Here is a 25,986-nt window from a genome sequence, read left to right on the forward strand (position 1 = left end):
TAAGGACAGATCCGTGATCCCGGTTTCGTTTGCGCAGCAGCGCCTGTGGCTGATCGACCAGATCGAGGGGCCAGGCCCGCTCTACAACCTGCCGTTCGCCCTGCGCCTGCGCGGCGCACTGGACCGGGACGCACTGCGGGCGGCGACCGCGGACGTCGTCACCCGCCACGAGCCCCTGCGCACGGTCTTCCCGGCCGTCGCGGGCGTCCCCGTGCAGCGGGTGGTGCCGGCCGCCACCGCCGTCACGGATCTCGCCTTCGACACCGTCGACTGCTCCACCGACCCCGAGGGCTACCCGGCGCTGCGCGACGCCGCGGCGGCCTGGGCCTTCGACCTCAGCAGTGAACTGCCGCTGCGGGTCAGCGTGTTCACGCTCGGACCCGAGGAGCACGTGCTGCTCGTGGTGCTCCACCACATCGCGGGCGACGGCTGGTCGCAGGGCCCCTTCCTGCGCGACCTGGCCACCGCCTACACGGCACGGTGCGCGGGGGCGGCCCCGGCCTGGGAGCCGCTGCCGGTGCGGTACGCCGACTACGCCCGCTGGCAGCGCGAGGTGCTCGGCGACGACACGGACCCGCAGAGCCTGATATCACGTCAACTCGACTACTGGCGCGTTCAGTTGACCGGTACGCCCGAAGAACTGGCGCTGCCCTTCGACCGCAGCAGACCGCCCGCGCCGAGCGCGCACGCCGACGGGTACGCGTTCCGGATCGACGCGGCGCTCCACCAGCGTCTCGCCGACCTGGCCCGCGCCCACCGCGTCACCCTGTTCATGGTGCTCCAGGCGGGCCTCGCCACGCTGCTGACCCGTCTGGGCGCCGGCACCGACGTCCCGATCGGTTCGGTGGTGACCGGCCGCACCGACGAGGCGCTGGACGACCTGGTCGGGTTCTTCGTCAACACCCTGGTGCTGCGCACCGACACCTCGGGCGACCCGACCTTCGGCGAACTCTTGGGCCGGGTCCGCGAGACCCAGCTGCAGGCGCACGCCCACGAGGACGTGCCCTTCGAGCGCCTCGTCGAAGAGCTCAACCCGGTCCGTTCGCTGGCCCGTCATCCCCTGTTCCAGGTGATGTTCGTGCTGCAGAACAACGAGCGGGCCGAACTCGGCCCGGCGGACCTGCGCTGGGAGTCCGAGCCGCTCGGCCTGCGGGTCGCCAAGTTCGACCTGAACATCGGCATGACCGAGAGCTTCGCGGCCGACGGCACCCCCGACGGCCTTACCGGCGCCGTCGAGTACGCGGCCGACCTGTTCGACCGGGAGACGGTGGAGCGGCTCACCGCCTCACTGGTGCGGCTGCTCGACTCGGTGACGGCCGCCCCTCAGCTGCGGATCGGGGACATCGACCTGCTCGGCCCCGCGGAGCGCGAGCGGATCCTGGTCGGCTGGAACGACACCGCGCGGGCGGCCCTGCCCGAGGCCTCGCTGCCGGAGGCGTTCGCCGCTCAGGCGGCCCGGACGCCGGACGCGGTGGCGCTGGTCGCGGGAGACGTGCGCCTCAGCTACGCCGAACTGGCCGAGCGCGTCGACCACGTGGCGCTGCGCCTGGCCGCGCTGGGCGTGCGCACCGAGTCGCCGGTGGCCATGCTCCTGGAGCGCTCGGCGGACGTGGTCGTCGCCACCCTCGCCATCCTGCGCGCGGGCGGCGTCTACGTACCGCTGCACGCGGCACTGCCGCCGGAGCGGCTCGCCTGGGTCCTGGGCGAGACCGGGGCGGTGGCGCTGCTCACCGACCGCGCCGACCTCGGCTTCGCCCCGGCCGTTCCCGTGGTGCGCCCGGACGGCACGCCGGTGGCCGGCCCCTGCCCCGCCCCGGCCGCGGTCCTGCCGCAGGTCCACCCGGAGCAGCTCGCGTACGTCATGTACACCTCGGGGTCGACGGGGCTGCCCAAGGGCGTGGCCATCACCCACCGGGACGTCGTCACCTTCGCCACCGACCACCGCTTCACCACCGACGCGCCCGACCGGATGCTGCTGCACTCGCCGCACGCGTTCGACGCGGCCACCTACGAGCTCTGGGTGCCGCTCCTGTCCGGCGGCACCGTCGTGGTGGCCCCGGCCGGCGCCGTCGACCCCGGTCTGCTGCGCGCCGCCGTGGCCGAGTACGGGGTCACCTCGCTCTTCCTCACCAAGGGCCTGTTCGACCTGGTCGCCGAAGAGGCTCCCGAGACCTTCGCCGGGCTGCGGGTGGTCGCCACCGGCGGCGACGCGGCCTCGGCGACGATGATGCGGCGCGCCCTTGAGCACGTGCCCGCCCTGCTGGTCCAGAACCTGTACGGCCCCACCGAGATCACCACCGCAGCCACCGCGCACACCCTGGCCCTGTCCGACCTCGCCACCGGACGCGTACCGATCGGCGGCCCGCTCGACGACACCCGGGTGTACGTCCTGGACGAGCGGCTCCAGCCGGTCCCGACGGGTGTGCCCGGTGAGCTGTACATCGCCGGCGCCGGTCTGGCCCGCGGCTACCTCGGCCGGCCGGCCCTGACCGCCGAGCGGTTCGTCGCCTGCCCGTACCTCGCGGGCGAGCGGATGTACCGCACCGGCGACCTGGTGCGCCGGCGCGCCGACGGACTGCTGGAGTATCTGGGCCGCGGCGACGACCAGGTCAAGATCCGCGGTTTCCGGATCGAACTCGGCGAGATCGAGGCGGCTCTGGGACGGCACGAGGGCGTCGGTCAGGTCGTGGTCGTGGTCCGCGAGGACGGCGGCGACAAGCGCCTGGTCGCGTACTGCACCCCGCAGGGCGAGCGCGGGGACCTGGCGTCCGAACTGCGCCGGCACGCCGCCGACGTCCTGCCGGGCTACATGGTTCCGCACGTGGTCGTCCTCGACGCCCTGCCCCGCAACGCCAACGACAAGGTCGACCGCAAGGCGCTGCCCGCGCCGGACTTCGGCGGGGTCGGCCCGGGCCGGGCCCCCCGCACCCCGCAGGAGCAGGTGGTGTGCGCCCTGTTCGCCTCGGTGCTCAATCTGGAGTCCGTCGGCATCGACGACGACTTCTTCGCCCTGGGCGGGCATTCGCTCCTGGCCACCCGCCTCATCACCCGCATCCGCGGCGTCCTCACCACCGAGGTCTCCGTCGCCGACCTCTTCCAGGCCCCCACCGTCGCCCAGCTCACCGACCGGCTCAGCGCGTCCGCCGACCGGCCCGCCCTGGCACCGGCCGAGCGCCCGGACCTGCTCCCGCTGTCCTTCGCCCAGCAGCGCCTGTGGTTCATCGACCAGGTCGAAGGACCCAGCGCCACCTACAACATTCCCCTGGCCCTGCGGCTGCACGGCCCCCTCGACACCGCCGCACTCGAAGCCGCCCTCGGCGACGTCGTCACCCGCCACGAAGCCCTGCGCACCGTCTTCCCCTCCCTCGACGGCGTCCCGCACCAGCAGATCCTCGACGCCCCGCCCGCACCCCTGCTCACCGTCACCCATCAGCCCGCGAGCGACGTCACGGGGCACCTGTTCCACCTGGCCACCGACATCCCCCTGCACGCCTACCTCATTCCGCGGGGCGCCGACGAGCACACCCTCGTCCTGGTCGTGCACCACATCGCGAGCGACGGCTGGTCCCTGCGTCCCCTGTTCACCGACCTCGCCACCGCCTACCAGGCCCGCCTCACCGGCTCAGCCCCCACCTGGGAGCCGCTCCCCCTCCAGTACGCCGACTACACCCTGTGGCAGCGCGAACTCCTGGGCGCCACCGACTCCGACAGCAGCCCCCTCGGCGACCAACTTGCCTATTGGTCACGCCAGTTGGCGGATCTTCCCGACGAGCTGTCGCTCCCCGCCGACCGGCCCCGCCCCAGCACACCCACCTACCGGGGCGGCGTCGTCCCCCTGGCGCTGGACGGCGAGCTCTACGGCCGCCTCACGGAACTGGCGCGCGAGCAGCACGTCACCCCGTTCATGCTGTTCCAGGCCGCGTTCGCCGCGCTGCTCGGCCGCTACGGCGCGGGCGAGGACGTGCCGCTCGGCACACCCGTGGCGGGCCGCACCGAGGAAGCCCTGACGGACCTCGTGGGCTTCTTCACCAACACCCTGGTGCTGCGCGTCGACCTGTCGGGCCGCCCCAGCTTCACCGACCTCCTGGCCCGGGTGCGCGACACCAGCCTCGCCGCCTACGCCCACCAGGACGTGCCCTTCGAGCGCCTCGTCGAGGAACTCAACCCCGTACGCTCCATGGCCCGCCACCCGCTGTTCCAGGTCATGCTGGCGTTCAACAACACCGGCGGGGGCGGTCTGCGCTTCCCCGGAGTCCGCGTCGAGGACGAGCCGCTCGACACCGCCTCCTCCCAGTTCGACCTCACCCTGAACCTGGCCGAGCGGGCGGCTGCCGACGGCGCCCCGGCAGGGCTCGACGGCGCGCTGGAGTACGCGAGCGACCTGTTCGACCGCGAGAGCGCGGAACGCCTGTCGGCCGGTCTGGTCGCGCTGCTGCGCGAGGTCGCCGCGGCCCCCACCCGGCCGCTCGACACCCTGGACCTCCTGTCCGACGGCGACCGCGCCTCCCTCACGGCCTGGAACGAGACCGAACTCGACCTCGGCCAGGCCCTGTTGCCGGAGATCTTCGAGGCGCAGGCCGCCCGGACGCCGCACGCCGTCGCCCTGGTGAGCGCCGACGCCACCCTGACCTATCAGGAGCTCAACGAGCGGGCCAACCGGCTCGCCCACCGGCTGGTCGCCGCCGGCGTCGGCCCGGAGCGGATCGTGGCGCTCGCGCTCACGCGGTGCGCCGATTCGGTGGTGTCGATCCTGGCCGTCCTCAAGGCCGGCGGCGCCTACCTGCCGCTGGACGCGGACTACCCCGCCGACCGCATCGCCCAGATGCTGAGCGACGCGCAGCCGTTCCTCGCCCTCACGCACGACCGCTGGCCGCTGTCCGAAGTCCTGGACGGTGTACGCCTGTTGAGCACCGACGAGAACGATCCGGCCGCCCCGGCCACCAACCCCGACCGCCGTGCCGGTGCGCGCGACGCCGCGTACGTCATCTACACCTCGGGCTCCACCGGGCGGCCCAAGGGCGTCGTGATCGAGCACCGCGGTGCGGCGAACCTCTACGCCTTCCACCGCACCCACACCATCGCCGAGGCCGAACGCGCCCACCCGGGCCGCCGGTTCCGTGCCGCGCTGACCGCATCGCTGTCCTTCGACACCTCGTGGGAGGGGCTGCTGTGGATGCTCGCGGGGCACGAACTGCACCTGCTGGACGACGACCAGCGCCGGGACGCCCGCGCGGTGGTGCGCTACGCGGCCGAGGCCCGGATCGACGTCATGGACGTCACGCCCACCTATGCCGAACAGCTCCTGGAAGAAGGGCTGTTGGAAGCGCGGCGGCTGCCGGTCTTCCTGATCGGCGGCGAGGCCGCGGGCCAGGCCCTGTGGACCGCGCTGCGCGAGACGCCCGGCGTCACCGGGCACAACCTGTACGGCCCGACCGAGTACTCCGTCGACGCGCTGCACGCACGACTCGACGAGCACGGGGCGCCGCTCATCGGACGGCCCGTGTCCAACACCCGGGTGTACGTCCTGGACGCGGGGCTGCGCATGGTGCCGCCCGGCGTCGCCGGTGAGCTGTACATCGCCGGCGCCGGCACGGCCCGGGGCTACCTCGGACGGCCCGGGCTCACCTCGGAGCGCTTCGTCGCCGACCCGTTCGTCACCGGCGAACGCATGTACCGCACCGGTGACCTGGCCCGCCGCACCCGCCACGGCGACGTCGAATACCTCGGCCGCACCGACCACCAGGTCAAGATCCGCGGCTTCCGCATCGAACTCGGCGAGATCGAGACCGTCCTCACCCAGCACCCCGGGGTCTCCCAGGCCGTCGTCATCGCGGACCAGGGCCGGCTCGCCGCCTACGTCACCGGCACCGCCGAGGGCGCCGACGTGCGCGCCTACGCGGCGGGCCTGCTGCCCAACTACATGGTCCCGTCGGCCGTGGCCGTGCTCGACGCGCTGCCCCTGAACGTCAACGGCAAGCTCGACCGGGCGGCCCTTCCGGCGCCGCGGTTCACCGGCACCGGCGCGGGCCGGGCGCCGCGCACCCCGCGCGAGAGCATCCTGTGCGAGCTGTTCGCCGAGGTGCTCGGGCTGTCCTCGGTCTCCGTCGACGACGGATTCTTCGACCTCGGCGGCCACTCCCTGCTCGCCACCAGGCTCCTCAGCCGCGTCCGCACCGTCCTCGGCGCCGACCTCGGCATCCGCACCCTGTTCGAACACCCCACCCCGGCCGGTCTGGGCGACCAGCTCGACAGCGGCGCCGCGGCCCGTCCCGCACTCACCGCGGGGCCCCGCCCCGAGGCCGTCCCCCTCTCCTTCGCGCAGCAGCGCCTGTGGCTGATCGACCGGATGGAAGGCCCGAGCGCGCTCTACAACGTGCCCCTCGCACTGCGCCTGCGCGGCGCCCTCGACAGCACGGCCCTGGACGCGGCACTCGCCGACGTCGTGGCCCGCCACGAGAGCCTGCGCACCGTCGTGACGGAGACCGACGGTGTGCCGTGCCAGCACGCCCTGCCGGCCGAGCGGTCCGGCTTCGCCCTCGACGTCGTCGAATGCACCGAGGACGAGGCCCCGGCGCTGGCGCAGTCCCTCGCGGCCCGCCCCTTCGACCTGGCCACGGACATCCCGGTGCGCGCCACGCTGCTGCGCACGGGGCCGCAGGAGCACCTGCTGCTCCTGGTCCTCCACCACATCGCCGACGACGGCTGGTCCACGGGCCCGCTGGTGCGCGACCTCACCACCGCGTACACCGCCCGGTGCGCGGGCAGCGCCCCCGAGTGGGAGCCGCTGCCGGTGCAGTACGCCGACTACGCGCTGTGGCAGCGCGCGGTCCTGGGCGACGAGCGGCAGGACGACAGCCTCATATCCCGCCAACTCGCCTACTGGCGCGCCACGTTGGCCGACCTTCCGGAGGAGCTGGCACTGGCGGCGGACCGGGTGCGGCCCACCGCGCCCAGCCACCGGGCCGGACGCGTCGCCGTGACGCTCGACGCCCAACTCCACGCGGATCTCCTCGCGTTGGCGCGGAGCCACCGCGTCACCCTGTTCATGGTGCTCCAGGCCGGACTCGCCGCGCTGGTCTCCCGGCTGGGCGGCGGCGCCGACGTGCCGATCGGCACCGCCGTCGCGGGCCGCTCGCACGAGGCACTGGACGACCTCGTCGGCTTCTTCGTCAACACCCTGGTGCTGCGCACCGACACCTCGGGCGATCCCACCTTCGGCGACCTCCTGGCCCGGGTCCGCGAGAGCGACCTGGCCGCCTTCGCCCACCAGGACCTGCCGTTCGAGCGCCTGGTCGAGGAGCTGAACCCGGCCCGGTCCACCGCGCGCCACCCGCTGTTCCAGATCATGCTGGTGCTCCAGAACAACGAGCAGGCCGCGTGGGAGCTGCCGGGGCTCGTCACCACGGCGGAGTCCACCGGGACCAGCGCGGCCAAGTTCGACCTCAACGCCATCATGGAGGAGTCCTACGACGCGGACGGCAGCCCGGCCGGCATCGACGGCGCCCTCGACTACGCGGCCGACCTGTTCGACGCGGGGACGGCCGAGCGGATCGCCGACGGCCTGGTCCGTCTCCTCGCGGCGGCCGTCGACGCCCCGGACACCGCCGTCGGCGCCCTCGACATCCTCGGGGACGACGAGCGCCGGCTGCTCCTCGTCGACCGCAACGACACCGCGCGCCCCGCGGTCACCGAGCCGACCCTGACCGCCGCGTTCGCGGCCCAGGCGGCCCGCACGCCGGACGCCGTCGCCGTCGAAGGCGACGAACTCTCCTACAGCTACCGCGAGTTGGACGAGCGTACGGACGCGATGGCGGCCCGCCTGGCCGGGCTCGGCGTCGGCCGGGAAACCCCGGTGGCGCTGCTGATGGAGCGCTCGGCGGACGTCGTCGTGGCCACCCTCGCGGTCCTCAAGGCGGGCGGTGTGTACGTCCCGCTGCACCCCACGCTGCCGCCCGAGCGGCTCGCCTGGATCCTCGCGGAGACCGGCGCCGCGGTCCTCGTGACCGACCGCGACGAGCTGGGCTTCGACACCGAACTCGCCGTCGTCCGTCCGGACGGGGCGGCGGACGGACTGCCGACGGCCACGGCCCGTCCGGTCCCGGCCGCCGTGCACCCGGACCAGCTGGCCTACGCGATGTACACCTCGGGGTCGACGGGTCTGCCCAAGGGCGTGGCCGTCCGCCACCGCGACGTGGTGGCCCTCGCGACGGACCACCGCTGGCAGGGCGGGGCCCACGACCGCATCCTGCTGCACTCGCCGCACGCCTTCGACGCCTCGACGTACGAGCTGTGGGTGCCGCTGCTCTCCGGGGGGACCGTCGTGGTCGCACCGGCCGGGAACCTCGACCCGGCGCGGCTGCACGCGGTGATCGAGCGCCACCGGGTCACGGCGCTCTGGCTGACCAAGGGCCTGTTCGACCTGGTCGCCGAAGAGGCGCCGGAGACCTTCGCGGGCCTGCGGGCGCTCACCACCGGGGGCGACGCGGCCTCGCCGGCCGCGGTGCGCCGGGTGCTCGACGCCTGCCCGGGGCTCGCCCTCGGCAACGGTTACGGCCCGACCGAGACCACCACCTTCGCCGCCTTCCACCCCATCACCGCGCAGGACGCGGCCGGGGCACGGGTGCCGATCGGCAGCCCGCTGGACAACATGCAGGCGTACGTCCTGGACGAGCGGCTCCAGCCCGTCCCGACGGGTGTGCCGGGCGAGCTGTACGTCAGCGGCGCCGGTCTGGCCCGCGGCTACCTCGGCCGGCCGGCCCTGACCGCCGAGCGGTTCGTCGCCCACCCCTTCCTCGCGGGCGAGCGGATGTACCGCACCGGCGACCTGGTGCGCCGGCGCGCCGACGGCGCCCTGGAGTTCCGGGGACGGACCGACGACCAGGTCAAGATCCGCGGCTTCCGGATCGAACTCGGGGAGATCGAGGCCGCGTTGAGCGGTCACGAGGGCGTCGGCCAGGTCGTGGTCGTGGTCCGCGAGGACGGCGGCGACAAGCGGCTCGTGGCGTACTGCACCCCGCAGGGCGACCCGTCCGGCCCCACGGCAGGAGGCCCTGCCGAACGCGGCCTCGCCGAAGGGACCCTCGCGGACGGCGTACGCCGGCACGCCCTCGCCACGCTGCCCCCGTACATGGTCCCCGCCGCGATCGTCGTCCTGGGGGCCCTGCCCCTGAACAACAGCGGCAAGGTGGACCGCAAGCGGCTGCCGGAGCCCGTGTACGCCTCCGACCTCCCGGGCCGTGCCGCACGGACCCCGCGCGAGGAGGTGCTGTGCGGCCTGTTCGCCTCGGTGCTCAATCTGGAGTCCGTCGGCATCGACGACGACTTCTTCGCGCTGGGCGGGCATTCGCTCCTGGCCACGCGTCTCATCACCCGCATCCGCGGCGTCCTGGGCGCCGAGGTCTCCGTCGCCGACCTCTTCCAGGCCCCCACCGTCGCCCAGCTCACCGACCGGCTCACCACCGCAGCCGGCCGGCCCGCCCTGGCGCCGGCCGAGCGCCCCGACCTGCTCCCGCTGTCCTTCGCCCAGCAGCGCCTGTGGTTCATCGACCAGGTCGAAGGCCCCAGCGCCACCTACAACATCCCCTTCGCCCTGCGCCTGCACGGCCCTCTCGACACCGCAGCGCTCGAAGCGGCCCTCGGCGACGTCGTCACCCGCCACGAAGCCCTGCGCACCGTCTACCCCTCCCTCGACGGCGTCCCGCACCAGCAGATCCTCGACGCCCCGCCCGCTCCCCTGCTCTCCCTCACCCACCGGCCCCCGTCCGAGGTGACCGGGCACCTGTTCCACCTCGCCACCGACATTCCCCTGCACGCCTACCTCGTCCCGCAGGGCGCCGACGAGCACGTCCTGGTAGTGGTGCTGCACCACATCGCGAGCGACGGCTGGTCCCTGCGCCCGCTGTTCACCGACCTCGCCACCGCCTACCAGGCCCGCCTCAGCGGCACCGCCCCCACCTGGCAGCCGCTCCCCCTCCAGTACGCCGACCACACGCTGTGGCAGCGCGAGCTGCTCGGCACCACCGACACCGACGGCAGTTCGCTCAGTGACCAACTCGCCTATTGGACAAGCCAGTTGGCGGATCTTCCCGACGAGCTGTCACTCCCCGCCGACCGGCCCCGCCCCAGCACACCCACCTACCGGGGCGGCGTCGTACGCCGGGAGTTCGGCGCAGAGCTGCACACGCGGCTCACCGCGCTGGCGCAGCAGCACCACGTCACCCCGTTCATGCTGTTCCAGGCCGCGTTCGCCGCGCTGCTCGGCCGCTACGGGGCGGGGGACGACATCCCCATGGGCTCGCCCGTGGCGGGCCGCACCGAGGAGGCGGTCTCCGATCTCGTCGGGCTCTTCGCCAACACCCTGGTGCTGCGCGTCGACCTGTCGGGCCGTCCCAGTTTCGTGGACCTCCTGGCCCGGGTGCGCGACACCAGCCTCGCCGCCTACGCCCACCAGGACGTGCCCTTCGAGCGCCTCGTCGAGGAACTCAACCCCGTACGCTCCATGGCCCGCCACCCCCTGTTCCAGGTCATGCTGTCCTTCGACAACACCTCCGCCGCCGAACTGCACTTCCCCGGTGTGACGGCGCGGCCGGAGCCCGTGGACGAGTCCGGTGTGGCCAAGTTCGACCTCACGCTCGGTCTGGCCGAGCGGCACGACGCCCAGGGCGCTCCGGTCGGACTCGACGGCGCGCTGGAGTACGCCAGTGACCTGTTCGACGAGGAGACCGCGCAGAAGCTGCTCGCCGCGCTCGGACGGCTGCTGCACCAGGTGGCGGAGCACCCGGACCGTCCCATCGGTTCGCTCGACCTGCTGGCCGACGGCGATCTCGCCGCCCTGGAGCGCGGCAACGACACCGCTCGGGCGCTACCGCCCGGCACCGTCGCCGATCTGATCGGCGCGCAGGCGGCCCGCACTCCGCACGCCCCGGCCGTCGTCCATGGCGACACGGTCGTCAGTTACGCGGAGCTGGACGCCCGCGCCGACCGGCTCGCCCGGCGGCTCGCGGCGGCCGGTGCCGGGCCCGAGCGGTTCGTCGCCATCGCGCTGCCCCGGTCGGCGGACTTCCCGGTCGCGGCCCTGGCGGTGCACCGGACGGGAGCGGCCTACGTACCGCTCGACCCGCGCCAGCCGGCGCAGCGCGTCGAGGCGATCCTCGGCGAGGCGGCCCCGGCCCTGCTGATCACCGACGGCGGGACCGACCTGAACGTCCCGGGCCTGCCGGTGATCCGCGTCGACCTCGACCCGGACGCCGCGCAGGACGGACCCGCCCCGCACGGCCACGGCGCCCAGCACGACCACGGCGCGCACGACGGTCCTGGAGCGGCCGGTGCGGCCCGGCAGCCGGTGGCGGTGACGGCGGACCAGGCGGCGTACGCGATCTTCACCTCCGGCTCGACGGGCAAGCCCAAGGGTGTCGTGGTCACCCACGGCGCTCTGGTCAACTTCCTCACCACGATGGCCGACCGGTTCCCGCTGGACGCCGACGACCGGGTGCCGGCGCTGACCACGCTCGCCTTCGACATCTCCGCCCTGGAGATGTACCTGCCGCTCATCAGCGGCGCCGCCGTGGTCGTCGCGGACGACGACACGGTGCGCGACCCGAGCGCGCTGGCCGCCCTGATCGAGGACTCCGGGGCCACCCTGGTGCAGGCCACCCCGAGCCTGTGGCAGGCGCTGCTGGCCGAGCACTCCGCGGTGGCCCGCGGACGGCGACTGCTGGTCGGGGGCGAGGCGCTGCCGCCCGCCCTCGCCGACACGATGTGCTCGCTGTCGTCCGAAGTCACCAACCTGTACGGGCCGACCGAGACCACCGTGTGGTCGACCGCGGCCACCCTCGGCGGGGCGGGCACCACCAAGCCGGTGATCGGGAGGCCGGTGGCGAACACCCAGATCCACATCCTGGACACCGCGCTGCAACCCGTTCCGCCCGGCGTCGCCGGCGAGCTGTACATCGCCGGAACGGGCCTGGCCCGCGGCTACCTCGGGCGGCCCGGGCTCACCGCCGAACGGTTCGTCGCCAACCCCTACTCCCCGGGCCAACGCATGTACCGCACCGGCGACTTGGCCCGCCGCACCCGTCACGGCGACCTCGAATACCTGGGCCGCACCGATCACCAGGTCAAGATCCGCGGCTTCCGCATCGAACTCGGCGAGATCGAGACCGTCCTCACCCAGCACCCCGGCATCACCCAGGCCGTCGTCACCGCGGACGGCGACCGGCTCAACGCCTACATCACCGGCACCGCCGAACCCGCCGAGGCCCGCAGCCACGCGGCCGACCACCTGCCCGGGTACATGGTTCCCGGCGCCGTCGCCCGCCTCGACGTGCTCCCCCTCAACGTCAACGGGAAACTCGACCGCAAGGCCCTCCCGCCCATCGACCACGTCCCCACCCAGGGGCGCCCGCCACGCACCCCCCGCGAAACCGTCCTCACCGAACTCTTCGCCGAGACGCTCGGCCTGGCCGCCACCACCATCGACGACAGCTTCTTCGACCTCGGCGGACATTCGCTCCTCGCCACCCGGCTGCTCAGCCGCATCCGCGCCGTCCTCGGCGCCGACCTCGGCATCCGCACCCTCTTCGAACACCCCACCCCCGCCGCCCTCAGCCATCACCTCGACGGCGAACACAGCACGCAGGACGCGCTCGACGTGCTGCTCCCGCTGCGTACCGGAGGCGCCGGAGCCGCGCTCTTCTGCGTGCATCCGGCGGCCGGCATCAGCTGGGTGTACTCGGGTCTGCTGCGCCATGTGACGGCGGACCATCCCGTGTACGGGCTGCAGGCGCCGGGCCTGCGGGGCGCCACGCCCGGCAGCGTCGACGCCATGGCGGCCGCGTACCTGGAGCGGATCCGCTCCGTCCAGCCCGCGGGCCCCTACCACCTGCTCGGCTGGTCGTTCGGCGCGGTGGTCGCCCACGCCGTCGCGGTGCTGCTCCAGGAGCAGGGCGAGGAGGTCGCCTCCCTGACGCTGCTCGACGGCTACCCGGTGACGCCCGCCGCGGAGCCCGGGGCCGCCCCGGACCCGCTCGCCGCGGAAGAGGATCCGGTCGCCATGCTCCTGGCCTCGCTCGGTTACGAGGACGGCGCGGACGCCGAGGAGGGGCTCGCGACCCTGGAGGCCATGCTCGGACCGGCCGCCCGCGAGCTGCCCCGCATCTACGCCGACCACCACGTGCTGCTCGACGCCCACCGCCCGGGCGTCTTCCACGGCGACGCCCTGTTCATCGGTGCCTCGCTCGACAAGCCCGAGGGCTGGCCGTACGAGAGCGCCTGGCGCCCCCATGTGACCGGCCTGATCGAACACCGCACCATCGCCTGCGCGCACGGCGCGATGACCCGGCCCGGCCCGATCGCCGCCGTCGCCGAGGCCGTCACCAAGAAGCTGGCCACGACGGATCAGGGAGAGACCCGATGAGCACGACGTACGCGCCGCGAAAGCCGGCGGGGCCCGACAGCGCGCCGCGCGGACGCTGGGGCCTGTGGGGCGCGGCCAACTTCCGCCGGCTGTGGCTCGGTGAGACCGTCAGCGGCCTCGGCACCGCCATCGGCAACGTCTCGCTGTCGCTCGTGGCGGCGGTCACGCTGGACGCGAGCCCGCTCCTGATGGGCGTCCTGACGGCGGCCACCTGGCTGCCGTGGCTGTTCATCGGACTGCCGGCCGGTGCCTGGGTGGACCGGTGGCGCCGGCGCCGGGTCATGCTGGTCTGCGACCTCGTCCTGATGGTGCTGTTCGCCAGCGTGCCGGTGGCCGCCTGGACGGGCTGTCTGACGGTGGCCCAGGTCCTGGTGGTGGCCCTGCTGACCGGCGTCGCCAAGGTGTTCTTCAGCACGGCCTACGGCGCCCTGCTGCCGTCCGTGGTCGACTCCGCCGACATCCTGGAGGCGAACACCAAGCTGCGCGGCGGCGAGGCGGCGGTGGAGGTGGCGGGCCCCGGTGTCGCGGGCCTGGTCACCCAACTCCTGGGCGTGGTAACGGGTTTGTTCGCGGACGCCCTGAGCTATCTGGTCTCCGCGCTGTGCCTCGGCCGGATCGACGTGCACGAGGAGCCCCCGCCGCCGGCCGCGCGCCGTGCGCTGCGCCAGGAGATCCTCGAAGGCCTGCGCTTCCTCCTGGGCGACCCCTATCTGCGGACCCTGGCCTGCTTCAGCATGCTGGGCAACCTCGCCCTCAACGGCATCCAGGCCGTCCAGACGGTGTTCCTGCTGCGCGACGCCGGTCTGTCGCCGGGATCCGTCGGCACCGTGTTCGCGGTGGTCAGCGCCGGGGGCCTGGCCGGCGCGGGCGTCGCGGGGTGGATCGCCCGCCGCTTCGGGAGCGCCCGGGGCCTGCTGCTCTGCATGCTGGTGATCGCGCCCTTCATGTTCCTCGTGCCGCTGGGCGGACGGCAGTTGCCGATCGCGCTGAGCGCGGTGGCCTGGGGCGTGGCGGTGTGCGGAGTGATCGCCGGCAACGTCATCGCGGGCAGCTTCTTCCAGACGTACTGCCCGACCGAACTGCTCGGCCGCGTCCGCGCCACCAGCGCGACCATCGGTTACGGGGCGATCCCGGTGGGCGCCCTGCTCGGCGGCGCGCTCGGCAGCACGCTCGGCACCCGGCCCACGATCTGGATCATGGCGGCGGTCCTGCTCGGCGCGGCCGGGGTCCTGCTCGCCAGTCCGATCCGCCGCCTGCGGGACTTCCCCGCCCGAAAGGAGAGCTGAACCACCATGCGCATCAGACCACTTCGCCCGGCGGACAGTGAAGCGCTCGCCGAGCTCTACCGCCAGGACCGCGCCTTCCTGCGCGAGTGGGAACCCGACGAGCCCGACGCGTTCTTCACCCCCGAGGGCCAGCGTGCCTCCGTCGCACAGGCCCTGCGGGAGTCGGCGGACGGGCGGATGATGCCCTGGATCATGGAGGCCGACGGGCAGCCGGTGGGCCGGATCAATCTGACCGGCATCACGCTGGGCAGCCTGATGGCCGCCTCCGTCGGCTACTGGGTGCCGCGCCGCTTCGGCGGCCGGGGGCACGCGAGCAGCGCCGTGGGCCAGGTCCTGGACATCGCCTTCTTCGAGCTCGGCCTGCACCGGATCGACGCATACGTCCGGGTGGACCACGCGGCCTCGCTGCGCGTCCTGGCCAAGCACGGGTTCCACACCGTGGGCGTCTCGCGCGGCCATCTGTACGCCTCGGGGCGCTGGCAGGACCAGATCTGCCTCCAGCGGATCGCCCCCTGGGACGACGGCGTACGGATGGGCGCCGACTTCGACGACGCCCTCCTCACCCCGGCCGTCTGACCTCGGCCGGCGCCGCGTACATCTCTCAACTCCCGTACCACCGGCCTTACTTCACTTCTCTCACTTCACCCCACACGCTTCGCGTCCCTGCGAACCGCGACGTTCCGGAGGAACATCATGAACAAGCCCGCCCGCACCGCCCGCGTCCGCCACTACCTCATGTGCCGCCCGACCCACTTCGAGGTCACCTACGCGATCAACCCGTGGATGGACCCGGCGAAGCCCGTGGACACCGACCTCGCCATCGCGCAGTGGGAGCAGCTGTACGCCCTGCACCAGGAGCTGGGCCACACCGTCGAGCTGATCGACCCGCTGCCGGGCTACCCCGACATGGTGTACGCGGCCAACGGCGCGACCGTGGTGGACGGCAAGGTGCTCGGCGTCAAGTTCCGCAACGTGGAGCGCGCCGCCGAGGGGCCGGCCTACCTGGAGTGGTTCCGTTCGCACGGATACGCCGAGCTGCACGACCCGGTGCACGTCAACGAGGGCGAGGGCGACTTCCTGGTCACCGGCAACTGGCTGCTGGCCGGCACCGGTTTCCGCAGCGCGCCCGAAGGCCACGCCGAGGCACAGGAGTTCCTCGGCCGGCCGGTGATCAGCCTGAACCTGGTGGACCCCCGCTTCTACCACCTCGACACCGCCCTCACGGTGCTCGACGGCGACGAGATCATGTACTTCCCCGGGGCCTTCTCGCCGGGCAGCCGCGCCGTACTGGAGCGCCTGTTCCCCGACGCGATCCTGGTCAGCGAGGCCGATGCCGAGGTGTTCGGCCTCAACGCGGTCAGCGACGGCCACCACGTCATCCTGCCGGAGGCCGCCACCGGCGTGGCCCGGCAGCTGCGCGAGCGGGGTTTCGAGCCCATCGGCCTCGACCTCTCGGAGCTGCTCAAGGGCGGCGGCAGCGTCAAGTGCTGCACGCTGGAGATCCGGCCCCGCCCCGGCGTCTGAGCGTCCGACGCGAGGCGCCGGCGGGCCGAGCCCGCCGGCGCCTCCACCGACCCGATTGGCGACGACCGAACACCGAGGTCTCGATGCCCACGACCCTTCCGCACACCCTCTCCACCCCGCCCGGCGCCCGCCCTCGCGTCCTCACCGCCGCCCCGCTGCCCGTTCCCCTGCCCCGGCCCCAGGAGGTGCTCGACCTGTGGCAGTTGACGGTCGGCGACCACGAGGAGGCGGTCGCCGAAGCCCACCGGGTGCTGGACGCGACCGAGCGGCGGCGCTGGACCGGCTTCCGCTCACCCGCCGACCGCAACCGCTACGCCGCCGCGCACCTGGCCCTGCGCCGGCTGCTCGGCTCCTACCTCGACGTGGACCCCGCCGACGTCGTCCTGGGCCGCGAGCCCTGCCCGTTGTGCGCGGAACCGCACGGCCGACCCGCCGTGCCCGGCTCGGGGCTGCACTTCTCGCTCTCCCACAGCGGCGACCAAGTGCTGCTGGCGTTCGGGCCGACCCCGGTCGGCGTGGACGTGGAGCGCCTGCCGGACGCGGCGGTCGCGGACGAACTCGCCCCCACCCTGCACCCCCTGGAGACGGCCGAGCTCGCCCAACTCCCCTTGCCCGGTGAGCGGGTGGCCGGGTTCGGCCGCTGCTGGTGCCGCAAGGAGGCCTATCTGAAGGGCATCGGCACAGGGCTCGGGGTCTCGCCGGACGTGGACTACGTGGGCACCGGCCACCGTCCGGCCGAGCTCACGGGGTGGACGCTGGTGGACCTCAGCGTGGCCCGCGGATACGCGGCGGCCGTCGCGTACGCGGCTCCCGGGCCGCCGTCCGGGCAGGGCAGCGCGGTCGGGGCCGGCGAGGGGTCGTCGGATATCAGGAATCTATCGGCCGCATATCGCGGCCGGGTTCCATGGACCGACCCCGTCCTGCGGCAGCGACCCCCGAGAGGAACAGCCGAACATGACCCGCGAGGAGTTCAGGCGCATCCCCACTGAGGCGGAGGTCCGGGCTGCCTTCGTCGCCGTGGTGGGGGGCGCGGCGGCCGACCCCGAGCAGGCGCTCGTACGGGCGGCCGCCGAGCCGGCGCTCGCCGGAGTGCCGGCGGGGACGGCCGACCTGGACCCGTTCCTGAGCGCGCTGGCCGCCCGGGCGGCGGCGGGGCTCGGCCGGGGCGCGCCCTGGGGCATGGACCTGGTGACGGGCGAACTCCGCCGCATCCCCGCGCACGCCGTCCCCGCCGCCGACGGGCGGGCCGCCGGGCTCGCACCCGTCGGCGCGGCGGCGGGGTTCACCTGGCTGAGCGCGGTCGAGGAGGGCCTCGCCCAGCAGTGCGAGTCGCTGATCGCCGAGCGGCTGGCCGCCGACGGCGTGCGGGTGCCGCGCCTGGATCTGCGGCCGGGCTGTGCGGGGAGCTGTCATCCGGCGGACTGTGCGGCGTGCGCCGTGGCCCCGCTGCGCACCCCCGGCCACCCCGTGGTGCACGACCTCTCGGAGCTGCTCTCGCTGCCGGCCTGTGCGCTGCGTCCCGCTCCGCACGGACCGACGTTCATCGCCGTGGCGGGCGGCCGGGCCGCCGCCGTGCACCGGGCGGCCGAGCGCGCGCTGCGCGGCGGCTGCCGCAGCGTCCCGGCGGTCCGCCCGGACCAGGAGTGCCCGGCGCGGGCGTCCCGGGCGGCCTCCGTGCAGTGGACCCGGCCCTTCGACGCCCTGCGCGCCGGCGGCTGGTCACCGGCCGCGGTGCTGCTCGACCACGACCCGCGGATGGTCGCGGTCCTGCCCTATCTGGTGCACGTCGTCCTGCCGGACCCGGTGGGCGCGCGCCCGGCCCCGCAGCTGGTCTGAGCCGGCGGAGGAACGCGGGGCGCGGCGCGGCCGCCCGGGTCAGGGCGTCGCCGTGGACACGACGAAGACGACCGGCTTGTCGGGGTCGGTCTCGTCGACGGTGATGTTCTGCGTCGGCAGCGGGTCCTTCTGCACGTGGGTGGTGCCCGCCCAGTCGTGTCCCGGGAAGAACGTCCAGCCCACCCGGTGGGCGTCGTCGGCGTCGATCGTCACGTCCCCTGGCTTGAGCGCGGCGGTGCTGGTGCCGCTCTCCTTCATGAACTCCGCGAGGCCGGCCGCGCTGGTCGTGAACTGCACGAACAGCTTGCTGACCTGCCAGCTGTTCGTCTCGTAGTACGCGACGCCGATCGCGTCCGAGGGCACCGGCACGTCGTAGATGCGGCGCTGCGTCTTGGACGGCCAGTCCTTCTGGAGGCCGCGGGCCGATGCCTCGGACTCCTTGTCCCGGCCGCTGGTGCGGCTCTGTTCGGCGGAGATGGCCAGATAGCCGGCCGGCACGCCGATGAGGAGCACGATGATGATCGCGGTGATCCAGCGCCGCCGGATCATGTGCGTGCGGCTCTCGGGCGGCTTCTCGTCGGGCGGCGGGGACTGGCGCGGCACCGCGGGGCGGTCGGGCGGGATCATCAGTCGGTTTCCTGGGTGGTGCGGGTGGTGCCCGTCCTGCGGACGGCTTCGGCGGCCTTGGCGTAGCGCTCGTAGCGCTCGACGCGGCGGCGGTTGGCCCGGCGGAAGCGGCGGGCGACCAGACGGGCGAGGTCGGCCGCGCCGACCATGCCGGCCTCGGGACCGAGCTGCGCCTTGGCGATGCGAGCCTCGGGGCGGTAGCCGCGGCCGGTGAGATGGCGCTTGAAGGCGTCCCGCGCGGGGCCGATCAGGAGGTCGTCGGCGGCGCTGACACCGCCGCCGATCACGAAGCAGGACGGGTCGAGGGCGGCGGCCAGGTTGGCGATGCCGACGCCGAGCCACTGCCCGATGTCCTGGAGCAGCTCGACGCACATGGCGTCGCCCTCGCGGGCCAGCTCGGTGATGAGCGGTCCGGTGATCTCGGGGATGTGCCCGCCGACCCGCTCGATGATGTTGTACGCCACCGGCGAGTCGGCACCGGCCAGTTCGCGGGCCTCGCGCACCAGCGCGTTCCCCGAGCTGTACTGCTCCCAGCAGCCGCGGTTGCCGCAGGCGCAGCGGTGCCCGCCGGGCACGACCTGCATATGGCCGAACTCGCCCGCCACGCCGTACTTGCCGCGCTTGACCTGACCGTCCTCCAGGATGGCGCCGCCGATGCCGGTACCGAGCGTGATCATGACGAGGTGGTCCTCGCCGCGTCCGGCGCCGAAGCGCCATTCGGCCCAGGCCGCCGTGTTGGCGTCGTTGTCCACCATGACCGGCACGGCGAGGCGGGCCTGGAGGGCGTCGCGCAGCGGCTCGTTGCGCCAGGCGAGGTGCGGGGCGAACAGGATGGTGGAGCGGTCCGCGTCGACCCAGCCGGCCGCGCCGATGCCGACGGCGTGCACGTCGTGCCGGTCGGAGAGGTCGAGCACCAGCTCGGTGATGGTGTCCTCGACGACCTTGGGGCTCTTGGACTTGTCCGGGGTCTCCGTGCGGAGCTTCTCCAGGATGTTGCCGTCCGCGTCCACGACCCCGGCCATCACCTTGGTGCCGCCGATGTCGATGCCGACGGTCGGGACCCGGGGCGCCGTGAGATGGGAGCGGCGTTCCCGGGTGCCGACGGTGCGCAGCACGGTGGCCCGGGCGGAACCCCGGTGGGCTAGGGCGAAGTCGCGGTACGTGGTCATCGGGGCCGATTCTGCCACCCCTGCCGGGCGCGGACCGTGTGCGAGGGGCCGCCCCGGTGGCCCGGGGCGGCCGGTTCACTCCTTGCCGGGCGGGCCGCCGAGGTGCTCGGGGGCGGGTGCGCGCCGCAGCTCGTGACTGAGCTCTTCGAGCTCGCTGCCGCCCGCCATCTGGCGGGTCAGCTCGTCCAGGGTGATGTCCGTACGCAGGTGGCTGCCGGTCATCGCACCGCGCTTGAGGAGCACGAAACGGTCCCCGACGAGATAGGCGTGGTGCGGGTTGTGCGTGATGAGAACCACGCCGAGCCCGGCGTCCCGGGCCGCCGCCACGTACTTCAGGACGACTCCGGACTGCTTCACGCCGAGGGCCGCGGTCGGCTCGTCCAGGACGAGCACCTTGGCGCCGAAGTGGACGGCGCGCGCGATGGCCACGCACTGGCGCTCGCCGCCGGACAGGGTGCCGATGGGCTGGTCCACGTCGCGCAGGTCGATGCCCATGCGCAGCAGTTCCGCGCGGGTGGTGGCGCGCATCGTCTCGACGTCGAGCCGCCGGAAGGGGCCCTTGCCCCTGGTGGGCTCGGAGCCGAGGAAGAAGTTGCGCCACACCGGCATCAGCGGGACCACGGCCAGGTCCTGGTAGACCGTGGCGATGCCGCGGTCCAGGGCCTCGCGCGGGTTGCTGAGCGAGACGTCCTCGCCCTCGATGCGGAAGGCGCCCGCGTCGTGCCGGTGCAGCCCGGCGATGATCTTGATGAGGGTGGACTTGCCGGCCCCGTTGTCGCCGAGGACGCAGGTGATGTCCCCGGCGTGCACTTCGAGGGAGACGCCTTCGAGGGCGCGGATGTTGCCGTAGTACTTGCTGACGTCGTCGAGCTCGACCAGGGGCGTCTGCCCGGCCGTCCCGGGTGGGGTGGTCGTCATGCTGTCGCCTCCGCCCGCTTGCGCACCCAGGCGTTGAGCAGGGTGGCGAGGAGGAGCATCGCGCCGAGGAAGAACTTGAACCAGTCCGGGTTCCACTCCGCGTACACGATGCCCTTGCTGGTCATGCCGAAGATGAACGCGCCGACCGCGGAGCCGATCGCGGAGCCGTAGCCGCCGGTGATCAGACAGCCTCCGATGACGGCCGCGATGATGTAGATCAGCTCGTTGCCGACGCCCTCGCCGGACTGCACCACGTCGAACGAGAACAGCAGGTGCTGGCCCGAGACCCAGGCCGCGAACGCGACGCCCATGTACAGGCCGATCTTCGTGCGGAAGACCGGGACGCCGACCGCGCGGGCCGCGTCCGCCCCGCCGCCCACCGCGAAGATCCAGTTGCCGAAGCGGGTCCGCAGCAGGATCCAGGTGGCCACCGCCACCAGTGCGAACCACCACAGGATGGTGACCTTCAGGTCGACCGCCCCGATGCTCCACTGCGACGCGAACAGCTCCTTCGCCGACTCGAAGCCCTCCATGTCGGCGATGGACTTGGTGGAGACCGTGCCGCTGATGAGCTTGGTGAAGCCGAGGTTGAGGCCGGTCAGCATCAGGAACGTGCCGAGCGTGATGATGAAGCTGGGGAGCTTGGTACGGGTGAGCATGAAGCCGTTGAAGGCGCCGATGGCGAGGGTGACCAGGAGCGAGACGCCCACGCCCACCCAGACGTTGGCGGTCATCTGGTAGCTGAACATCGAGGAGACGAGCGCCGAGGTCGTCACCAGGACACCGGCGGACAGGTCGAACTCGCCGCCGATCATCAGCAGTGCCACCGGCACCGCCATGATGCCGATCGTCGAGGCCGCGTAGAGCACGGTCGACAGGCTGGAGGGCTGCAGGAAGCTTCCGGCGACGACGGAGAAGAAGAGGAAGACGGCGCCCGCCCCGACCACCGAGCCGAGTTCGGGACGGCCGAGGATCTTGCGCCAGACCGAGCGGCGCAGCAGCCGCTCGTCCGCGGCGATGTCGGTCGCGGTCATCGCGTCCCCCGCTTCGTGTACGCCTCCAGCTCGGCGGCCTGGTCCTTGGTGATGATCTGGGGCCCGGTCAGGACCGGGAGCCCGCCGCCGAGCACGTCGGCGTTGTACCGGTAGAGCCAGAGCAGGTCGACGGCCTCGTACCCCTGGAGGTAGGGCTGCTGGTCGACGGCGAAGCCGAGGGTGCCGGCCTTCAGGGAGGCCGCGACCTTGGCGTTCAGGTCGAAGGTGTCGACCTCGGCCGAGCTTCCGGCCGACTGCTTGGCCTTGACGGCCGTGTCCGCGAACGGTGCGCCGAGGGTGACGACGGCGTCGATGGACGGGTCGGCCTGGAGCTTGGCCTCGATGGAGGACTGCACGTCCGGCATGCTGGTGCCGGTGACGTAGAGGTTCTCGACCTCGCCCTTGAACGTCTTCTTGGTGCCCGCGCAGCGCTGCTCGTGACCCACGTTGCCCTGCTCGTGCAGGACGCAGAGCGCCTTCTTGCGGCCCCGCTTGCTCAGCTCGTCGCCGACGGCCTCGCCCGCGATGGTCTCGTCCTGGCCGATGTGGGTGAGCGCGCCGAACTCCTTGGACTTCTCCGAGCCGGAGTTCACGGTGATCACCGGGATGCCGGCCTTCTCGGCCTTGGCCACGACGTCCTTGAGGGCGTCCGGCTTTGCGAGCGTGACGATCAGTCCGTCGACCTTCTGGTCGATCGCGGCCTGCACGAACTGGGCCTGCTGCTGGCCCTGGTCGCTGTGCGAGTAGAGGAAGTCGATGTTGTCCTTGACGGCGGCCTGCTTGGCGCCGCTCTGGACGATGTCCCAGAACGTGTCGCCGTCGCCCGAGTGGGTGACCATCGCGACCTTCCAGCGGGGCGTATCCACCGCGGCCCTGCCCTGGGCCTGCGCCGACTTGCGCGCATCCTCGGCGCGCTTCCCGCCGGTGCTGCTGCACCCCGCCAAGGACGCTCCGAGCACCGCTGCCAGCACCGCGCCCATGACGCGTACCCCTGTCCCAACCCTTGCCACGACGCCGTGCCCTTCTTGCTGTACCACCGGGTGCCGCCGGGGCTGGTTCAGGCCATCCCCGGCCGCCCAAGTATGGGTCACGCGGGGTCGGCGGGCGATCATCGGGTACCGCGGGCGGTGTACTTCTCCAGCGTCGGCGCGTCCTTCGCGGTGACGATCGCCGGCCCCGTGAGGACCGGCCGGCCGCCGCCGATCACATCACCGTTGGTCTTGTTGAGCCACAGCTCGTCGACGGCGAGATAGCCCTGGAGGTAGGGCTGCTGGTCGACGGCGAAGCCGATCTGCTGGGCCTTGAACTGCTTGACCACCGCCGCGTTCAGGTCGAAGGTGTCCACCTCGGCCGCGCTGTTGGCGTCCGCCTTCGCCTTGACGGCCGCGGCGGCCATCGGGGCTCCGAGGGTCACGACGGCGTCGATGTCCCGGGCGGACTGGAGCTTCGCCTCGACGGAGGAGGTCGCGGCGGGCGTGTTGGTGCCGTCCACGTTCAGGTTCTCGACACTGCCCTTGAAGGTCTTCTTCACTCCCGCACAGCGTTGCTCCAGGGAGACGTTGCCCTGCTCGTGGATGACGCAGAGCACCTTCTTCCTCCCCCGTCCGGACAGCTCCTCGCCGACCGCCTCGCCGGCCACCCCCTCGTCCTGGCCGATGTGGCCGAGCGCGCCGACGGCCCGGGAGAAGTCGGCGCCGGAGTTGATGGTGACCACGGGTATCCCGGCGGCGACGGCCTTCTTGACGACGTCCTTGACGGCCTCGGGCTTGGCGAGCGTGACGATGAGCCCGTCCACCTTCTGGTCGATGGCCGCCTGGACGAGCTGCGCCTGCTGCTGGCCCTCCTTGCTCGCGGAGTACAGGAAGTCGACGTTGTCCTTGGCCGCGGCCTGTTTCGCACCGCTCTGCACGATGTCCCAGAAGGTGTCGCCCTCACCGGAGTGGGTCACCATCGCGATCTTGAGGCGGGGGGTGGTGACGGCCGCCCCGCCGCCCGCCGGGGCGGAGCCCTTGTCCTCGGAGCTCTTGCCGCCCGAGCTGCTGCAACCGCCGACCGTGAGCGCCAGTGCGGCGACGGCCACGGCCGCCGTGGTTGCCGTGCGGGGTGTGCGGGGTGTGCGCATGGGTTCCGCCTTCTGTCCCGGCCGCCCGGTTGCGGCACGTGAGTTCTAGCGGCGCGGGCGCGACAGCGTCAACACTTTGTCCGAACATTCTGACGCAATGACGTCACAACCCCGTCGACCCCGCTGTCACGGCCGGACGAGCAGCTGGAAGTCGAAGGAGTAGCGCGAGGCCCGGTAGATGTGCGAGCCGAACTCGACGGCCCGGCCGGTGTCGTCGAAGGTGGTGCGCTGCATGGTCAGCAGCGGAGCCCCGACGGTCTCGGTCAGCAGGTCGGCCTCCTGCCCGGTGGCCGCCCGGGCGCCCACGGTCTGGCGCGCGCTGTGCAGCGTGATGCCCGCCCCGCGCATCAGGCGGTAGAGCCCGGTGCCCTCCAGGTATTCGGTGTCCAGCGGGAGCAGCCCGGCCGGCAGATGGTTGCGCAGTCGTGCCATGGGCTCGCCGTGCGCGTACCGCAGCCGCTCCACCAGCTGGACGCCGCTGCCCTCGGGCACGCCGAGCGCCGCGGCGACCTCGGCGGTGGCCGGCTCGAAGGTGTTGCGCAGGACGGTCGTGGCGGGGTTCTGGCCGGCCGCCTCCAGGTCGTCGTAGAGGCTGCTCAGTTCGAGCGGGCGCTTGACCTGGCTGTGCACGACCTGCGTACCCACGCCCCTGCGGCGCACCAGGAGGCCCTTGTCGACCAGCGCCTGAATGGCCTGGCGGACGGTGGGCCGGGACAGGCCGAGCCGCCCGGCCAGGTCGATCTCGTTGCCGAGGAGGCTGCCGGGCGTCAGGGTGCCCCGCTCGATGGCCGCCTCCAGCTGCTGCGAGAGCTGGAAGTACAGCGGGACCGGGCTGGTGCGGTCCACGCTGAGCTGGAGCGGCTTGGGGAAGTCCGGCACGGACCTGGGCTGCTTGGGCACGGAGCGAGCGTAGTGCGCCGGGGATGTTGACGGGAAGTCGTGAAGTTCGATTGTCAGGACAAACTCTTGACACGTCCTCCTGTCCCGGCCACGGTGTGCCCATGCGTATCGCACTGATCGGAACGGGACAAATCGGCGCCTTCCACGCGGGGGTGCTGGCCCGCCACCCGGACGTCGGCCAGCTGGTGGTCGCGGACGCCGACCCCGCGCGGGCCGCCGAGGTCGCGGCCCTCACCGGCGCCACGGCCGCGCCCACCGCGCCACAGGCACTCGCCGGGGCGGACGCCGTGGTGATCGCCTCCGCGACCGCCGCCCACGCCGGCCTCATCGCCGAGGCCGCCCGCGCCGGACTGCCCGCCTTCTGCGAGAAACCCGTGGCGCTCGACGTGCCGGGCACCCTGGAGGCGCTCCGCGCCGTCGAGGCGGCCGGCACCGAGCTCCAGCTCGGCTTCATGCGCCGTTTCGACGCGGGCTACCGCCGCGCCCGCGACCTGGTGCGCTCGGGTCGCCTAGGACGGCTGCACACCGTGCGGGCCGTCACCTCGGACCCGGCGCCGCCGCCCGCCGCCTATCTGCCGCTGTCCGGCGGGCTCTATCGGGACTGTCTGGTCCACGACTTCGACATCGTGCGCTGGGTGACCGGACGCGAGGTCACCGAGGTGTACGCCACCGGCTCGGACGCGGGGCCGGCGATGTTCCGCGCGGTCGGCGACATCGACACGGCCGCCGCCGTCCTCACCCTGGAGGACGGCACCCTCGCCACCGCGACCGCCACCCGCTGCAACGGCGCGGGCTACGACGTACGTCTCGAACTGGCCGGTGAACAGGACCAGTTCGCGGTCGGCCTGGACGACCGCACCCCGCTGACCTCGGCCGAACCACACGGCCCGGCCCGCCCGGACAAGCCGTGGACGGGTTTCCTCGAACGCTTCGGCCCCGCCTACGAGGCGGAGCTCGACGCGTTCGTCCGGCTGGTGCGCGGCGAGGCGGCCAACCCGTGCGACGGCCGGGACGCCCTGCACGCGCTGCGCATCGCGGAGGCCTGCGAGGTGTCGCGCCGGGAGCGCAGGGTGGTGCGGATCGCGGAGATCCCGGCCGGGTGAGCCCGGGGTGTGAGATGGCCGAGCCCCCGGGAGGGAGAGCCCGGCCGGGCCCA

The 25,986-nt window shown here is 73.1% G+C and carries 14 protein-coding genes; 7 read left to right on the top strand and 7 right to left on the bottom strand.

The features are described from left to right. Positions 1 to 13: 13 nt before the first annotated feature. From ACGF3I_RS09460 to ACGF3I_RS09485, 6 genes are all read left to right on the top strand, one after another. Entirely contained in the window at positions 14 to 13,414 is a 13,401-nt protein-coding gene (locus ACGF3I_RS09460; protein ID WP_393130038.1) for an amino acid adenylation domain-containing protein, read from the top strand. Continuing rightward, positions 13,411 to 14,700 (top strand): MFS transporter, encoded by a 1,290-nt coding sequence (locus ACGF3I_RS09465; RefSeq protein ID WP_393130039.1) that lies wholly within the window; start codon positions 13,411 to 13,413, stop codon positions 14,698 to 14,700. The genes ACGF3I_RS09460 and ACGF3I_RS09465 overlap by 4 nt, the downstream gene beginning before the upstream one ends. A gap of 6 nt (positions 14,701 to 14,706) precedes the next feature. Continuing rightward, on the top strand, positions 14,707 to 15,276 hold the full coding sequence (locus ACGF3I_RS09470; protein WP_393130040.1) for a GNAT family N-acetyltransferase: 570 nt from the start codon (positions 14,707 to 14,709) through the stop codon (positions 15,274 to 15,276). A 117-nt stretch (positions 15,277 to 15,393) separates the two neighbouring features. Continuing rightward, positions 15,394 to 16,224 carry a dimethylargininase gene (gene ddaH, locus ACGF3I_RS09475; RefSeq protein WP_393130041.1) on the top strand — a complete coding sequence of 277 codons (831 nt, stop codon included), beginning with the start codon at positions 15,394 to 15,396 and terminating at the stop codon, positions 16,222 to 16,224. 83 nt (positions 16,225 to 16,307) lie between these two features. Then, entirely contained in the window at positions 16,308 to 17,213 is a 906-nt protein-coding gene (locus ACGF3I_RS09480; RefSeq protein WP_393130042.1) for a 4'-phosphopantetheinyl transferase family protein, read from the top strand. Further along, the gene (locus ACGF3I_RS09485) at positions 17,179 to 18,060 is read left to right on the top strand and encodes a hypothetical protein (RefSeq protein WP_393130043.1); all 882 of its coding nucleotides are present in this window, start codon (positions 17,179 to 17,181) and stop codon (positions 18,058 to 18,060) included. The genes ACGF3I_RS09480 and ACGF3I_RS09485 overlap by 35 nt, the downstream gene beginning before the upstream one ends. Before the next feature lie 39 nt (positions 18,061 to 18,099). On the opposite strand, the gene ACGF3I_RS09490 is transcribed toward ACGF3I_RS09485, so the two are convergent. From ACGF3I_RS09490 to ACGF3I_RS09520, 7 genes are all read right to left on the bottom strand, one after another. Next, positions 18,100 to 18,687: a hypothetical protein gene (locus ACGF3I_RS09490; RefSeq protein ID WP_393130044.1), complete on the bottom strand. Its 588-nt coding sequence runs from the start codon at positions 18,685 to 18,687 to the stop codon at positions 18,100 to 18,102. Then, positions 18,687 to 19,856 (bottom strand): ROK family glucokinase, encoded by a 1,170-nt coding sequence (locus tag ACGF3I_RS09495; RefSeq protein WP_393130045.1) that lies wholly within the window; start codon positions 19,854 to 19,856, stop codon positions 18,687 to 18,689. The genes ACGF3I_RS09490 and ACGF3I_RS09495 overlap by 1 nt, the downstream gene beginning before the upstream one ends. 75 nt (positions 19,857 to 19,931) lie before the next feature. Further along, positions 19,932 to 20,774 carry an ATP-binding cassette domain-containing protein gene (locus tag ACGF3I_RS09500; protein WP_393130046.1) on the bottom strand — a complete coding sequence of 281 codons (843 nt, stop codon included), beginning with the start codon at positions 20,772 to 20,774 and terminating at the stop codon, positions 19,932 to 19,934. Next, positions 20,771 to 21,808: an ABC transporter permease gene (locus ACGF3I_RS09505; protein WP_393130047.1), complete on the bottom strand. Its 1,038-nt coding sequence runs from the start codon at positions 21,806 to 21,808 to the stop codon at positions 20,771 to 20,773. The genes ACGF3I_RS09500 and ACGF3I_RS09505 overlap by 4 nt, the downstream gene beginning before the upstream one ends. Further along, complete coding sequence (locus ACGF3I_RS09510) at positions 21,805 to 22,788, bottom strand: sugar ABC transporter substrate-binding protein (protein ID WP_393130048.1); 984 nt, start codon at positions 22,786 to 22,788, stop codon at positions 21,805 to 21,807. Before ACGF3I_RS09510 ends, ACGF3I_RS09505 begins: the two co-directional genes overlap by 4 nt. Positions 22,789 to 22,916: 128 nt before the next feature. Continuing rightward, entirely contained in the window at positions 22,917 to 23,930 is a 1,014-nt protein-coding gene (locus ACGF3I_RS09515) for a substrate-binding domain-containing protein (RefSeq protein WP_393130049.1), read from the bottom strand. A 126-nt stretch (positions 23,931 to 24,056) separates the two neighbouring features. Beyond that, positions 24,057 to 24,776, bottom strand: coding sequence for a GntR family transcriptional regulator (locus ACGF3I_RS09520; protein WP_393130212.1), 720 nt, complete (start codon positions 24,774 to 24,776; stop codon positions 24,057 to 24,059). Positions 24,777 to 24,931: 155 nt separating this feature from the next. On the opposite strand from ACGF3I_RS09520, the gene ACGF3I_RS09525 reads away from it, so the two are divergent. Then, positions 24,932 to 25,933 carry a Gfo/Idh/MocA family oxidoreductase gene (locus ACGF3I_RS09525; RefSeq protein WP_393130050.1) on the top strand — a complete coding sequence of 334 codons (1,002 nt, stop codon included), beginning with the start codon at positions 24,932 to 24,934 and terminating at the stop codon, positions 25,931 to 25,933. Positions 25,934 to 25,986: the final 53 nt, after the last annotated feature.

It is taken from the genome of Streptomyces sp. NPDC048111 (assembly GCF_043202815.1).
Classification (GTDB): domain Bacteria; phylum Actinomycetota; class Actinomycetes; order Streptomycetales; family Streptomycetaceae; genus Streptomyces.